The 14,829-nt window shown below is 76.4% G+C and carries 4 protein-coding genes; 3 read left to right on the forward strand and 1 reads right to left on the reverse strand.

Annotated features, from left to right (window positions below; all coding sequences use genetic code 11):
* Positions 1 to 36 precede the first annotated feature (36 nt).
* Positions 37 to 594 carry a tellurite resistance TerB family protein gene (locus tag CNQ36_RS32945; protein ID WP_121549378.1) on the forward strand — a complete coding sequence of 186 codons (558 nt, stop codon included), beginning with the start codon at positions 37 to 39 and terminating at the stop codon, positions 592 to 594.
* On the opposite strand, the gene CNQ36_RS32950 is transcribed toward CNQ36_RS32945, so the two are convergent.
* Positions 571 to 12,348 (reverse strand): non-ribosomal peptide synthetase/type I polyketide synthase, encoded by an 11,778-nt coding sequence (locus CNQ36_RS32950; RefSeq protein WP_121549379.1) that lies wholly within the window; start codon positions 12,346 to 12,348, stop codon positions 571 to 573. The two genes, CNQ36_RS32945 and CNQ36_RS32950, sit on opposite strands and share 24 nt — an antisense overlap.
* A gap of 134 nt (positions 12,349 to 12,482) precedes the next feature.
* Here CNQ36_RS32950 and CNQ36_RS32955 point away from each other — a divergent pair, with 134 nt between their 5' ends.
* Together CNQ36_RS32955 and CNQ36_RS32960 are read left to right on the forward strand one after the other, a co-directional pair.
* Positions 12,483 to 13,934, forward strand: coding sequence for a WGR domain-containing protein (locus CNQ36_RS32955; protein WP_121549380.1), 1,452 nt, complete (start codon positions 12,483 to 12,485; stop codon positions 13,932 to 13,934).
* Positions 13,935 to 14,058: 124 nt separating this feature from the next.
* Positions 14,059 to 14,778, forward strand: a complete 720-nt coding sequence (locus CNQ36_RS32960) for an FAD binding domain-containing protein (RefSeq protein ID WP_121549653.1) — start codon at positions 14,059 to 14,061, stop codon at positions 14,776 to 14,778.
* The last annotated feature ends 51 nt before the right edge of the window (positions 14,779 to 14,829 follow it).

Raw genomic sequence — 14,829 nt, forward strand, 5'->3', positions numbered from 1 at the left:
CCGCGACAGCGACAGCGACAGAAGAGGTGGCACCAAGTGGCGATGTGGGACCGGCTCAAGGAACAGGCCAAGACCCTCCAGCAGTCCCAGGGCGCACGCACCGGGAGCGGCGGTGGCCACCAGCAGGGACAGGGCCCGTCCTCCTCCGGCGGCTCCAAGAACCAGCTGATGGGACTGTTCAAGTCCCAGCTCGCGTCGGCCAAGGCGGAGCTCAAGAGCGGCGCCTACCGCGACGCCAGCATGGCGATGTGCGCGCTGGTGGCCGCGGCCGACGGCCGGGTCGACCCGGCCGAGCGGCAGCGCGTGGAGGAACTGATCGTCTCGAACGAGGTGCTGCAGAACTTCCCGGCCGACCAGCTCCGCAAGCGGTTCAATGAGCACGTGGACCGGCTCACGGCCAACTTCGAGCAGGGCAAGGCCCGGGCCCTCGAGGACATCGCCAAGGCGGCGAAGAAGCCGGTCGAGGCGCGGGCCGTCGTGCAGACCGGCATCGTCGTCGCCGGGGCCGACGGCAGCTTCGAGCCGGCCGAGCAGTACGCCGTCCGCGACGCCTGCTCGGCCCTCGGCCTGTCACCGACGGAATTCGGCGTCTGACGGCGGCTCGGTCCCACCGGCGCCCGCTGCGGGGGCGACGGTGTGACCGAGCAGGTGCAGCGGCGCCGCCGTGATCCCTGCCTCCTCCACCGCGTTCCAGTGCGCCCGTGCCACCGCCGCGTCCACCAGCCCGTGCACCAGCGGCAGCCGGGCGTCGGCGGCCCGCAGCAGCGATTCGGCGCGGCAGGAGGCCAGGGTTCCGTCGATCCAGGGCTGGGCGAGATGGCCGGCCGCCGCCGCGGCCGGGAGGTCGGCGGCGGCCTCCCGGTCGGTACGGCCGACGTGCAGCAGCCCGCCGCCCAGGACCAGGACGTCCCCGCGCTCCCGCATCCGGGCGAGGGCCCGTCCGGTGTCGAAGCAGTGCGGGAACGAGTCGTCGACCACCACGGCACCCGGCCGCAGCCGGTCCACGTCGAGCACCGCCGTCGCCCCGCTCACCGCCGTCACCAGCAGATCCGCCCGGTGGACGGCGTCCGGCAGCATCCGCTGCGCCTCGGCGATCTCCACCTCGCCGGCCAGCCCCCGCTCCCGCAGCCGGCGTCCGAGTTCCGCCAGCCGGGGCGCGCTGCCGCGCACATCGCACAGCAGCAGCCGCCGTGGCGGGCGGGCGGCCAGCGACAGCAGCAGTTCGAGCGACGACGCCCCGATCGACCCGAGGCCCGCGAACGCCACCTCCAGCTCCGCGAGGTCCCGCCCCGTCGCCTCGAGCGCGGCGTGCACGGTCTTCACCACCGACACCACCGTCGCCGCGTGCCCCGTCGTCACGGCCGCCGGGTACTGCCGGTGACGCAGCACGTCGAAGCCGTACCCGGTGAGCGAGGGGATCATCCCGGCCAGGGACACACAGCGCGCGCCCAGCGAAGCCGCCAGCGACACCGCGCGGGCGGTGTGCTCCACCAGACCGTTGCCCCGCCCGAGTTCGTCGGCGAAGAGCGGCACGCACACGAAGCCCGACCGGCCCAGCGGTGTCCGCACCGTCTCCAGCAGCCGCGGACGGCCGTCGGGGAACAGCAGCTCCCGCACCTCGGCCCGGGGCAGTGCGGACTCGGGCATCCCGGCCAGCCGCGCCAGATGGGCCGGAGCGGGCAGATAGCCCACGAGGGCCGCGTCCATCGTCTCCCGCCGCCTCCTCGGCGGCGGCACCACGATCCGCGGGCTCTCCGCCGCCCGCACCAGACGGCCGCGCACCGCGCGGGCGAAGTCGTCCAGCGAGTCCGGCGAGAACGCGGCGGCGGAGCCGCGGACCGTGACCCGCAGCCCGCCGCCGGCCGGCCGTACCGCCAGGAACAGGTCCGTCGCGGACGACGGCGGCAGGAAGGTGCTGTCCCCGTCCTCCCACGACACCCTCAGTGCGCCGTCGCCCCGCGGGGCGAGCGCGGCGAAGTCGAGGTGGGTGAAGAAGAACTGCGACGTCATCGGCAGACCGTCGGCGTGCCGCGGCACCACGTCCTCATGGGCGCGCGCCTCCTCCGCCTCGGCCGCGACCCGGCGCAGCGCGTCCGTGAACTCCCCGTCCGTGAGGGGCTCGTCGGCCGCCCCGGCCGGCCGCACCGGCACCGCGGTGGCGAACGGGCCGAAGACCAGGTGCGCGTCGGGCAGCGTCTGGTCCCGTCCGCTCACCGCGAGGCCCACGACCAGATCGGGACTGCCCGTCACCGCCGCCAGCTCCTGGTAGTAGGCGGTCAGCAGCGGCGCGTACAGCGTCGTCCCCGCGCGGGAGGCGACCGTCCGCAGCGCCGCCGTCACCTCCGCGTCGAGCGTGAACTCCACCGACCCGAACCCGGCGTCGCCGTCCGCGGCGGTACGCAGCACCGGCGGCCGGTACGGAGCGCTCAGCCGGGCGGCCCGGGCCACCCGCTCCACCGTGGCGGGGGTGCCGGTGCCGGAACCGGCCCGCGCCAGGGCGTGGTCCCGGAAGCGGCTCCGCGGCCCCGGCGTCGCGGGCGCGGCACCACCGGCCAACCGGTCGTAGGTCTCGGTGAGTTCCCGTATCAGCAGGGCCGAGCTGTATCCGTCGCCGATGAGATGGTGCGCGTGCACCAGCAGGACGTGGTCGTGCGGGGCCAGGGTGAGCACCCGCAGACGCAGCAGGGGCCACGCCCAGGGCTCCAGGCGCCGCTCCGCCTCGGCCGCGGCGTGTGCGTCCACCTCGGCGGGGCCGGCGGCCTTCTCGAAGTCGACCGGCAGCCGCAGCGACCGGGGCAGCTCCTGCTGGACGGGTGGCCGGGCGCCGGCCGGGAAGACGGTGCGCAGCATGCCGTGACGCTCCACCAGCAGGTCCACCGCCCGCTGGAAGAGGCCGGGATCCAGCGGCCCGGTGAGCCGAAGCCGGGCCAGCCACGTCCCGCCGCCCGGTGAGAGCGCCTCGGCGAGGAGGAAGCCGCGCTGGCCGGGGGTGACGGGGAACGGGCCCTCGGCGCCGTCCCCGACGGCGTCCCGCACCTCTTCCTCCACCCCGTCCCTGACACCGTCCACAGCGGGCGGAGCGGCGGCGGCCGCCCCCGCGGGGCCGGGGTCCGCCGCGGCGGCGTCCACGGCCTCGGCGAGCGCGGCGAGGGTGCGGTGACGGTAGATCACCGTTGGCCGGGGCAGCGGTCCCGCCCGGTCGTCGAGCCGGGCGAACACCTGCAGCACGAGCAGTGAGTCGCCGCCCAGCTCGAAGAAGTCGTCCTCCCGGCAGACGGAGGCCACCCGCAGCACCTCGCGCCAGACCGCCGCCAGCCGCCGCTCGGTCGCCGTCGCGGGGGGAGTCCTCCCCGCCTCACCGGCCGGAACGCCGGGGACGCCCCCGGTGTCCACCGGCAGCGCCGTCCGGTCGACCTTGCCGGTCCCGGTCAGCGGCAGCGCGTCGACGAACGTGATCCGCGCCGGGACCATGTACGCCGGCAGCAGCCCGGCCAGCCGCCGGCGCAGCTCCCCGGCCGCCGGCCGTACGGCCCCGGCCCGGGTGGTGACGAAGGCCAGCAGCCGCCCCTCGTGCGCGAGCACCACGGCCCGCGCGACACCCGGGCAGGTCTGGAGCGCCGCCTCGACCTCCCCCGGCTCCACCCGGTTCCCGCGGATCTTCACCTGGTCGTCGATCCGGCCCAGGAACTCCAGGACGCCGTCCGCCGACCGGCGCACCCGGTCCCCGCTGCGGTACCAGCGCCGCCCCTCGCGGAGCGTGAACGCCCCTGCGGTCAGCTCCGGTTCGCCCAGATAGCCGGGGGTAAGACCGGTGCCCGCGATGAGCAGTTCGCCGGTCTCGCCCGCCCCGCACACGGAGCCGTCGGCACCGATGACCTCCAGCAGGGCGCCGGCGGCGGGGAGCCCGATCGGCAGCCGCCGCACCTCGTCCCCGGGGCGGGAGTCGATGATGTGGCAGGTGGCGTTGATCGTCGCCTCGGTCGGTCCGTACAGGTTCGCGATCCGCGTGCCGCTCCCGAACAGGTCGAACCAGCGGCGCACATGGTCCACCGGCAGTGCCTCACCGCCGACGTGCACCCAGCGCAGCGCCGACAGGTCCACCGGATCCCCGCCCCGTGCGGCCCGCGCCTCGGCGGCGGACAGCAGCTGCTCCCACAGCGTCGGAACGGAACTCCACACGGTCACCCGCGTCCGCTCCATGTGCGCCAGCAGCAGCTCCGGGTCGCGCAGCAGCGGCCTGGGCACGGTCACCACCGTGCCGCCGGCCAGCAGCGGCGCGAGCAACTGGCGCACCGAGGCGTCGAAGCACGGCGACGCGGTCTGCGCGAGCCGGTCGCCCGCGCCGTAACCGAAGGTGCCGACCGCCCAGTCGAGGTAGTTCTCCATCGCCCGGTGGGTGACGGGAACCGCCTTCGGGCGTCCGGTCGACCCCGAGGTGAAGATGACGTACGCGATCGCCTCGGCCGCGGAGTGCACGGAGACGGGCACGGACGGGCCGGTGGTACCGCCGTCGTCCTGCGGGCTGTCGGCCGCCACCGCCCGTACGCCGGTCAGGGCGTCCGCGAGGTGCCGGGTGGGGGAGTGGCACACCACCACGGCGGCGCCGGTACGGGCCAGCTGACCGTCGAGCCGGGCGCGGGGGTGCTCCGGGTCCAGCGGGACCCAGCCGGCGCCGGCGCGCAGGACGCCCACCACGCCCACCACCGTGTCCGGGCCGGGTTCGGTGAGCAGCCCGACCAGGTCGCCCCGGCGGACGCCGTGCGCGCGCAGCCGCGCCGCGAGGGCGGCGGAGGCGCGGTCGAGCGCCCCGTAGGTGAGGGACGCCTCCCCGGCGTCGACGGCTGTCGCACCGGAGCGCGTGCGGAAGGTTTCGAGCAGCCGGTCGACCAGGGAGCCGGCACCGCCTGTTCGCGGGGACGGCGCCGGGCCGGCCGGCGGGGGCGCGAGGGCGGCCAGTTCCGCGCGGAACTCCTCGTCCAGACGCGCCACGGTCGCCGAATCGAACAGTGGGGCCGGATAGTTCCACGACATGCGCAGCACCGGACCGTCCGCCCAGCACAGCAGCGTCAGCCGGGTCGCGGCCGACCCGGTGCCGGCCGCGGTCGCCCGCACCTCCACGGGACAGCCGGCGGCCGAGGCGGCCGGGAAGCGGGCGAAGCTGAAGCCCGCGGGGCTCACCGTGCGGGGGCCGGCACCGGTGCCGGGCAGCATCCGGGCCAGGTCCAGGCTGCTCACCCCTGCGTGCCGCTCGCTCTCCAGCCACAGCCGCCGCAACCGCTCCGCCAGCGCCACCGCCGGCTCGTCGCCGGTCACCTCGCACAGCAGGGGAAGGGTGTCGGCGAGCGGCCCGACGAGTCGCTCGACACCGTCGAAGCGGTCGTCGCGGCCGGCCCTGGCCACGTTGACCGCGACGTCCGGGCGGCCCGTCCACCGCGCCAGACAGCGCGCGTACGCGGCGAGCAGCAGATGGAACAGGGACACGCCGTGCGCGGCGGCCAGCCGTTCCAGCCCGGCGGCCGACTCCGCGTCGAGTGCGCCGTGATGCTGCACGATCGGTCCGCTCGCGGGCGCGTCCGGATCACCGTCGTAGGGCAGCCGCGGGGGTTCACCGCGCCCGGCGAGACGCTCCGCCCAGTGACGTCGTACGGCGTCCGGCACGCCGGAGCGCCGGGTGCTCGCCGTGTACCGCGCGAAGTCGGGGGCCGGCGCCCCCGCCGCGGGCTCCCCGTGCCACAGCGCGGTGTACGCGGCCCACAGCTCCTCGGCGAGGACGCTGAGGCTGTATCCGTCGGCCGCCGCATGGTGCACGACCAGCAGCAGCTGGGCGAGTCCCGGCTCGTGGCGCAGCAGCACGGCGCGCACCGGCGGCTCCGCCGTCAGGTCGAAGGGCCGGTTGCAGACCGCCGATTCGACATCGGCGACGTCCTCGGCGGCGCAGTCGAGCACCTCGTACCAGTCCGTCACCGGAACGGGCGCAGCCACCCGCTGGACCGGCTCCCCGCCGGTCTCCGCCACCCGCAGCCGCAGCATCCCGTGCCGTTCGGCCAGCGACGACAGCGCCCGGCCGAGGAGACCGGTGTCGAGCGGCCCGCGGACCGTCAGCCGCAGATGGCCGCGCGCCGGGACGTCCGGGTGGAGCCGGCCGCTGGTGTACAGCGCCAGCTGGACGGGCGTCAGCGGGAAGGGCGCTCCGTCCGGGCCTTCCGGTGCCCCGCCGTCGAGGTGGGCGGCGAGTTCGCGCACCGTCCGGTGCTCGAAGAAGAGCGTGGTGGGCAGGTCCCGCCCGAGCGTCCGCTCCAGCCGCTTGACGAGGTCGACGGCGCCCAGGGAGTCCAGACCGAGGGTCAGGAACGGCGTGTCGTCGTCGACCGACGCCTCCGGGACGTCCAGCGCCCCCGCCAGCAGCTCCCGCAGCACGGCGGCCGTGCCGGACGGGGCAGGGGCCGGCGCCGCCGGACCGTGGGGCCGCTCGACGGCCCGGGACGGGACGCCGGCCGTGGGGGGAACGGCGGCCGGCGGGGCCGCGGGCTCCGTATCGGCGAGGACCAGCTGTGCCACGTCCACCCCGCACGCGGACCGCAGTGCCGCCAGCGCGGGCCCCGTGGCGAGGGGCCTGCCCGCGCCGCTCGCGACGGCGGCTGCGCCTCCGGCGGCCAGGCCCGTGTCGCGGAACGGGCCGAGGTTCACCGACAGCCACGGCCGGCCGGCCGCCCGCTCGGCCCCGGCGAAGGAGTCGAGGAAGGCGTTGGCCGCCGCGTACGCGCCCAGTGCGCCGGCCAGTCCGGAAAGCACCGACGACACCGACGAGAACGCCACGCACACCCCGGGGCGCTGTCCGTGCCGGTTCAGCGCCTCGGCCAGCAGGACCGTGCCGAGCGTCTTCGCGCCCAGCGCGTCCACCGTCTCCGGTACGTCCGTCCCGCGCAGGGTGCCGGGCCGGGCGACTCCGGCCGCGTGGAAGACGGCGTCCAGCGGCGGCAGCCCGGCGACGAGCCGCTCGACGTCCTGCGGCGCGGTGAGGTCGGCCGGGACATGACGGGCGTCGGCGCCGAGAGCGGCGAGCTGCTCCAGGAGCCCCTGGGGCGGCTGCGGGGAGCGTCCCGCCAGGACGAGGGTGGGACGGCCCCGGGCGGCGAGGTCCCGGGCCAGGGCCGAGCCGATGCCTCCGGCGCCGCCCGTGATCAGGTACGTGCCGTCGGCGGGCAGCGGGTCCGCGCCCGGTGCCGCTCCCGCGGTCCGCGGCACGACCACCCGCAGCAGGCGTTGCCCGGCCCGCCGGGCGAGGGCGCCCTCCGCCTGCGGTGCCGCCGTCTCGGCGGCCAGCGCCCGCAGCCGCTCGTCCGGGTCGTCGAGGGAGGACAGGTCCACCCAGTTGGCGGTCACCCCCGGTGATTCCCGGGGGACGGCCAGGGCCAGGCCGCCGAGGACCGCCTGCGCCGGGTTCGGACGTTCCCCGGTCCGGCCCGTGACGTGCGCGTCCTCGGTCACCACCACGAGCCGCCGGGCGCCGGTGCGGTCGAGGAGCGCGAGGGCGTCGCGCATCGCCGTGACGGCTTCCCGCTGGTGCCTGCCGAGGTCCTCCGCCGTGTCCGGCCGGGTCGCGTCGCCGAGCAGGACGACGGTTTCCGGGGACCCGGCGTCGTCCGACGCCGTGACCGCGGGTACGCCGTGCGCGGTGAGCCGGTGCGCCAGCCGGCGTGCCGCCGCCGGATCCGCGCCGGTCACCACGACGCCGTCCCCGGCCCGTCCGGGCGAGGGCGCCGGCCGCCACACCACGTCGTGCAGCAGGGCGTGCGGAGCGGGTTCGGGCCAGTACGCGCGCCGCTGGTACGGGTAAGGGGGCAGCGGTACCCGTCGGTGGTCTTCGCCGGGGGCCGCGCGGTGCACGGGTACGCCGCGCGCCCACAGCCGGGCCACCGTCTCCAGCAACTCGCGTGCCCCGCCTGGTGCGGCGGGCGCCGGGACCGTGAAGGGGCCGCCGGCCGCCGCGGCGGCGCGGATCGGGCCGAGCTCGACGAACGTGTCGTAGCCCTCCTCCACGAGACGCTCCACCGCCCGGCCGAACAGCACCGGCCGCAGGGCGTGTTCGCGCAGGTGGTCGGGGTCCATCGGCGGGTGCCACGCGGCGGTGAGCGTGCTCATCACCGGCGTCGTGGGCGCCTTCGGGTCCAGTGCGCGCGCCGCGTCCGCCAGGGCCCGCGCGACCGGCTCCATCAGCGGGGAGTGGAAGGCGCGCGACACCCGCAGCGGGCCGACCGCCGCGCCCAGCCGGACGAGCCGGCGCGTCGCTTCCCGGACCGCGTCCGGGGTGCCGGAGATCACCGTCCGGCCGGGGCCGTTGTACGCCGCGACCGCGAGGTCACCGCCGGCGGCTTCGACCAGGGCGGTCACCTCCCGCTCCGACGCGCCCCGCACGGCCGCCATGGCGCCCGGCGCGGTCGACGCGCCCATCAGCCGTCCCCGTTCCGCCGCGAAGGTCACCGCCTCGCGCAGCGACAGCGTCCCGCCGGCGCAGGCGGCCGCCAGTTCGCCGACGCTGTGCCCGACGAACGCGTCGGGCCGTACGCCCCAGGCGGTCAGCTGACGGGCGAGCGCGACCCCGTGCGCGACCAGCAGCGGCTGCGCCACCTCCGTGGCGGCGAGGTCGTCCTCGGACGCCCCCTCGTCGGCGCACCAGTCCGCCAGCTCCCGCCCGTTGATCCTCCCGGCCGCCGCCGACGCCTCGTCGATCGTGGCGCGGTACACCGGTGCCGTGGCGTACAGCGCCCGGCCCGGCCCCGGACGCAGCCCGCCCTGACCGGGCAGGACGAAGACGGTCCGGGGGCGGTGCGTGACCGTCCCGGTGACCGCGCCCCGCCCCGTGGCGCAGGCCGCGGCGAGCCGCTCCCGCAGGTCGCCGTCGGCCACGACCGCCAGGCGGTGGGGCCGCTCGTCCCGTGCCGCGGCGGCCGCGGCGCACACGTCGGCCTCGTCGAGCTCCGGATGCTCGCCGAGGTGCTCCGCGAGCCGCGCCGCCCACGCCCGCAGCCCCTCCGCGCTGCCCGCCGAGAGGGTCAGCAGACGGGGACCGCCGACCACCCGGCGCGGTACGGTCACGGGGGCGGGCGGGGCCTCCTCCAGGACGGCGTGCGCGTTGGTGCCGCCGAAGCCGAAGGCGTTGACGCCCGCCCTGCGCGGCCCGGCCGACTCCCAGTCGGTCACCTCGGTGACCAGGGCGAACCCGGACTCCGCCACCGCGGGCGAAGGCGGCGTGTGATGCAGGGAAGCGGGCAGCCGGCCGTGTCCCAGGGCCAGCACGACCTTCACCAGCGAGGGCAGCGCCGCCGCGTTCAGCAGGTGACCGATGTTGGTCTTCACCGAGCCGAGCAGCCGGGGCCGGCCGTCCGGGAGGGGCGGGAAGGCGTGCGCGAGGGACCGCAGTTCTATCGGGTCGCCGACGGCCGTGCCGGTGCCGTGCGCCTCGACGTAGGTCACCGACCCCGGGTCGACGCCGCAGTCCCGGTGGGCCCGGCCGATCACCTCCCGCTGGCGCAGCGGGTTGGGCGCCAGCAGACTCAGCGACGTCCCGTCGTTGTTGACGGCGGTGCCGCGCACCACGGCCAGCACCGTGTCGTCGTCCCGTCGTGCGGCGGCCAGGGGCCGCACGACGAGGGCAGCCCCGCCCTCGCCGGGCACGAACCCGTCGGCCGCCGCGCCGAAGGCACGGCTGCGTCCGGTGGGGGAGAGGGCCCGCGCCGCCTCCAGCGACCGGTGCGCGGCCGGGGTGAGATGCAGGTTGACGCCGCCGACGACGGCGAGGTCGCACTCGCCGTCCGCGAGGCTGCGCCGGGCCAGGTGCAGGGCCACCAGACCGGAGGAGCAGGCGGTGTCCACGGCCAGCGCCGGGCCGTCCAGGTCCAGGCAGTGCGCCACGCGGGCGGCGACCAGGTTGGGAAGGTTGCCGGTCAGGGCCGCCTCGGCGGGCGGCGCGCCGCCGGGCGCCGCGTCGGCGAGGACCTGCCGGTAGCCGCTGTCTCCGACGGCGGCGAAGACGCCGATCCGCAGGCCGCGGCGGCGCGGCCCGGCGTAACCGGCGCGTTCCAGCGCCTCGTGGGCGAGTTCGAGGAAGACACGCGCTTGCGGGTCGAGGGCGCGTGCCTCCTCGGCGCCTATCCCGAAGTGCCCGGCGTCGAAGGCCGCGGGGTCGTCCAGGAACGCGCCCCAGCGTCCGTCCTCCGCCGTCCCGTCCGTGCTCCAGCGCCCCGCGGGCGCCGCCGTCACGGCGTCACGGCCGGCCGTGAGCAGCTCCCAGAACTCCTCCGGCGTCCCGGCTCCGGGGAACCGGCACGCCATCCCCACCACGGCCGTCCCCGGTCCCCGCGGAGACGGCGGAGCGCCGTCCGCGGCCCGGGGCTCCGGTCTCCCCGCCGTGCCCTCCAGCGCGGCCAGGAGGTGATCGGTGAGAGCGGCCACGGTGTCGTCGCGCATCACGGCCGGCCCGAGCGTCACGTCCAGCGCCCGTTCCAGCTCGGCGAGTACCTCCATCGCCTTGAGCGAGCCGCCGCCCAGCCCGGCGAACCGGTCCCGGTCCCCGAACGACGGCTCCGGCACCCCCAGCACCTTCGCCCAAGCCTCCCGCACCACGCCCCGCACGTGCGCACGGGAGCGGGGCACCGGCACCGGTTCCCCGGACCGCTGCGGCGTCTCCCGGCCGGCCGCGCCCGTCCCCGCACCCGAGGACGCCGTGGGGCGGTACGCCCCCGCCTCGTACCGTGACCGCATCCGCTGCCGCTGCACCTTGCCGCTGGTCGTCCGCGGGAAGGCGGACGGCGGCAGCGCGAACACCCGTACGTCGTCGTGGCCCAGCGCCGCCCGGACCCGGCCCGCGACCCGGTCCAGCACCCCGGCCGCGGAGCGCGGCGGCCGGGGCCAGGCGACGAACACCACCACCCGCTCGCCGCCCGTCACCGGATCAGGCGACCCGATCACCGCGGTCGTGCCGGACGGCACGCCCGGGGTGCCCGCCGCGACCTCCTCCATGTCCGGGGCGTGGAACGTGCGGCCGTTGACGAAGAGCACGTCCTTGTGCCGGCCGCTGACACACAGCCGGCCGTCCCTGAGGAAGCCCAGATCACCGGTGCGCAGCCAGCCGCCGGTGAAGGAGGCGGCCGTCGCCTCCGGCAGACCGTGGTAGCCGCGGGCCACCTGCGGACCCCGCACCTCTATGTGACCCACCCGCCGGTCGCCCAGCGGGCGGCCGCCGTCATCGGTGATCCGCACCTCGCAGCCGGGCACCGGCCGCCCCACGTCCATCAACTCCACGACGTCATCGCCCGGTTCGGTCTCCACCGCCCGCCCGCGGCTGAGCGCGGAACGTTCCAGCGCCACGGGCACGGCCACCTCGCCCGGCGGCGGGAAGGTCACGGCCAGGGTCGCCTCGGCCAGTCCGTACACGGGCGTCGCCGCCCGGGGGGCCAGGCCGGAGGGCCGGGTCCGGGCGGCGAAGTCCCGCCACACCGTCGCGGAGATCGGCTCGGCGCCCACCAGGAGCAGCCGTACCGTGCTCAGGTCGAGCCCGGCGAACACCTCCTCGGGCACCCGGCGGACGGTCAGCGCCAGCGCGAAGTTGGCGGCGGACAGCAGTGTGGCCCGGTGCGCGGCCGCCACCTCGACCCACAGCCGGGGGTTTCTCGCGAACGTCAGCGGGCCGATCCTCACCTGCTTGGCCCGCGCGGCGAGCGGCGCCAGATGGGTGCCGATGAGCCCCATGTCGTGGAAGTACGGCATCCAGCTGACCACCACGTCCCGGTCCGTGAGCGCGGCCGCCGCGGTCAGCTGCCGCAGATTGGCCAGCACGGCGGAGTGGGTCAGCTCCACGCCCTTGGGCGCCCCGGTGCTTCCGGAGGAGAACTGCAGGAACGCCAGGTCGTCCGGGCCGACCACGGCGGGCGCCCCGACGGCGGCGGACCCGCGCAGCACGTCGAGCCGCAACACGGCGCAGTCCTCCCCGAGTTGACCGGCGACGTCCGCGCAGGCCGCGTCCACCGCGACCGGCGGACGGCCGAGGTGCTCCCACACGGCGCGCACCCGCCGCACGTCGGGCGCCAGCGGCACCGGCACCAGACCGGCCGCGAGCGCGCCCCAGAACAGCGCCTGGAAGTCCTCGCCCCGGTCCGCGACCACCGGCACGGGGGTGCCGGGCCCGACTCCCGCGTCGCGGTAGCCGCCCGCCACGCGCAGGGACTCCTCCAGCAGCATGGCGAAGGTGACGGGGACTTCCCGGCCGTCCCCACGGACGTGGACGACCACCTGGTCGGGGGCGCGGCGGGCGGCGTCCAGCAGGACGTCCAGAAGCGTGGTGGCGTTCATGTGTCCGTTCGTTCGTCCGGGGCGGCCGAGAGATGGCGGGGAGCGACCGACCCCATTGTCAGTGGCTGCGCCTACGGTTCGATCAGTAGGACCCGGCGGAGCGGCCGCGGGTTCCGTCCGGGAAGGGGTTCGCCATGTCTGCCGGGTCCGCGGTGTCGACGACGTATCTGGAGCTTTCGCAGGAGGGCGAGGGCGCTCACAAGTTCTACGAAGTGACCGTCGACGCGGTGACGGTGACGGTCCGCTACGGCCGGATCGGCGCGGGGGGCCAGACCCAGACGACGACGTTCCCCTCCGCGGCGAAGGCACAGGCCGCCGCGGCGAAGAAGGTGGGGGAGAAGGTCCGCAAGGGCTACGCGCCCGCGGTGCGGGGGCAGCGGGCGCCGCGCTCGGTGACCCGCCGTCAGGTGACGTCCGCGCCGTCCACCGCGCGCGCCGTGGCGCCCGTGCTGTGGCGATTCGGCACCGGCTCCTCGGCGTTCGGCATCCACGTCGACGACGACCGCTGCTGGGTCGGCAACCAGTCCGGCGACGTCTTCACCCTGGACCACGAGGGCGAGGTGCTGGCCCGCTTCAGCCTGCCGGACGGAGTGAAGTGCCTGGTCGCCGACGACTTCTGGATCTACGCGGGATGTGACGACGGCCGGGTCTACGACCTGTCCTCGAAGCTCCCGTTCGCCGCCTACGACATCGCCGCCGACGTCGACATCTTCTGGCTGGACATCCACGAGGGCGTGCTGAACGTCTCGGACCGCGCCGGCCGCCTCACTGTCATCGACCACGAGGACGAGCACCAGTGGACCCGCCGCAGCCAGGGTGAGCACGCCTGGATGGTGCGCGCCGACGACCGCGCCGTCTACCACGGCCACCACCGGGGCGTCACGGCCTACGCACCCGACGGCGGCGGCGAGTTGTGGCACACCCCGACCCGCGGCGGAGTGCTGTTCGGCTGGCAGGAGGACGACACCGTCTACGCCGGGACGGCACACCGTGTGGTGCAGCGGCTGTCGAAGGCGACCGGCGCCGTCGAGGCAACCTACGCCTGCGACAGCGCCGTCTACTCGTGCGCCACCTCCCCGGGCGGGCGGTTCGTGTTCGCCGGGGACGCCGCCTCGTCGGTCTACTGCTTCGACCGGGACGGCACCCGGCTGTGGAAGCTCGGCACGGGCGGCGGCTCGGCGCTGTCGATGCAGTACCGCGACGAGCGGCTCTACCTGGTGACCACGGACGGTTCACTGGTGTGCGTGGACGCGAGCGAGGCGGCCGTCACCGCGGCGCAGCAGGGCTCCGTGCCGGTGGTGCGGGACGTCAAGCTCGCCGCCGCCCTGCCGACCTACGCGCCCGCCACGGCGGCGACCGCGGTGGCCACCGTCGCGCAGGCGCCGTCCGGCGCCGTCGTCGTCGAGTGCGTCCAGCAGCACGGCCGGATGCGCGTCCACGTCGTCTCCGACGGCTACGACGGCTCCTGGAACGTGCAGTTCCCGCGGGCGATACGGGAGCCGGGGGCACGCTACGTCGTGGACGCGCTGCACCCGGCCGCCGGCGGCTTCTACCGGGTGCGCGGAGAGATCCGCCGCCTGCTCTGACGTCCCGCCGCGAAACCGTGAGCCCTGCACGCGCCCCCGGCTCCGCACGGACAATGCAGTGCCCGTGATCGCCCCGCCGAGTGCCGTGTTCCCCGCCCCCGTCGAGGAAAGCAGGTCGAGCGTCGTGCTGTTGCGTCTGCCCACGTCACTGTCCGAAGCACAGCGGTATCTGGCCGAGGGGGCGGTGCCCGTCGGCGGAGCCACCCTCGTCTGGGCCCTTTGGCAGCGGGAGGGCTTCCCCGAGCAGGCGATGTCCCTGCGCCGGCTCCCCCAGGCCAACCGCCTGGAGCCCGGGGAGCTGGGCGCGGCCGTCCTGCTGCACCAGCTGGACGACCGGGTGCCGGACGTGCTGCACCGCGCCGCCGCCACGGTCGGCACTGGCGCCGTGCGCCGGACGGCCACCGTCGGCGGCAACATCGTGGGCAGCACCCTGCGCTGTCTGCTGCCCGCCGCACTGGTCCTGAACGCGCGGGCGACCGTCCTGGACCCCGACGGCGCCTACGAGACGGATCTGGCCGAAGTCGTGGCCAAGCGCCCCCTGCTGCTCGGCCTCCGCTGGAGCGACCCCGTCGCCAGCGGTTACTACAAGGCGCCCGGCGAAGCCGGCGGGCCGCCGCCGCTCGTCGTCGCCACCGCCGTGCACGCCGGGAGCGACGGCCGCCGCCGCCTCGACGTGGCCGTCCGGGACGGCTACGAGGTGACCGGCGAGACCACGCCCTGCGACACCGGGGCCGAGCGGGTGCTCGAGGAGCTGGGCCGTACCGGCCTGGGATCGCTCCCCGTGGAGGCACGGGACGAGGTGCGCCGGGAGGTGACCGGGATACTGGACCGCACCGCCGGCTGACCCGCCCCGGTGTCCTCGACGGCCGCCCCGGTGCCCTTGAAGGCCGCGCCG

The sequence above is a fragment of the Streptomyces fungicidicus genome (assembly GCF_003665435.1).
GTDB classification, from domain to species: Bacteria; Actinomycetota; Actinomycetes; order Streptomycetales; family Streptomycetaceae; genus Streptomyces; species Streptomyces fungicidicus.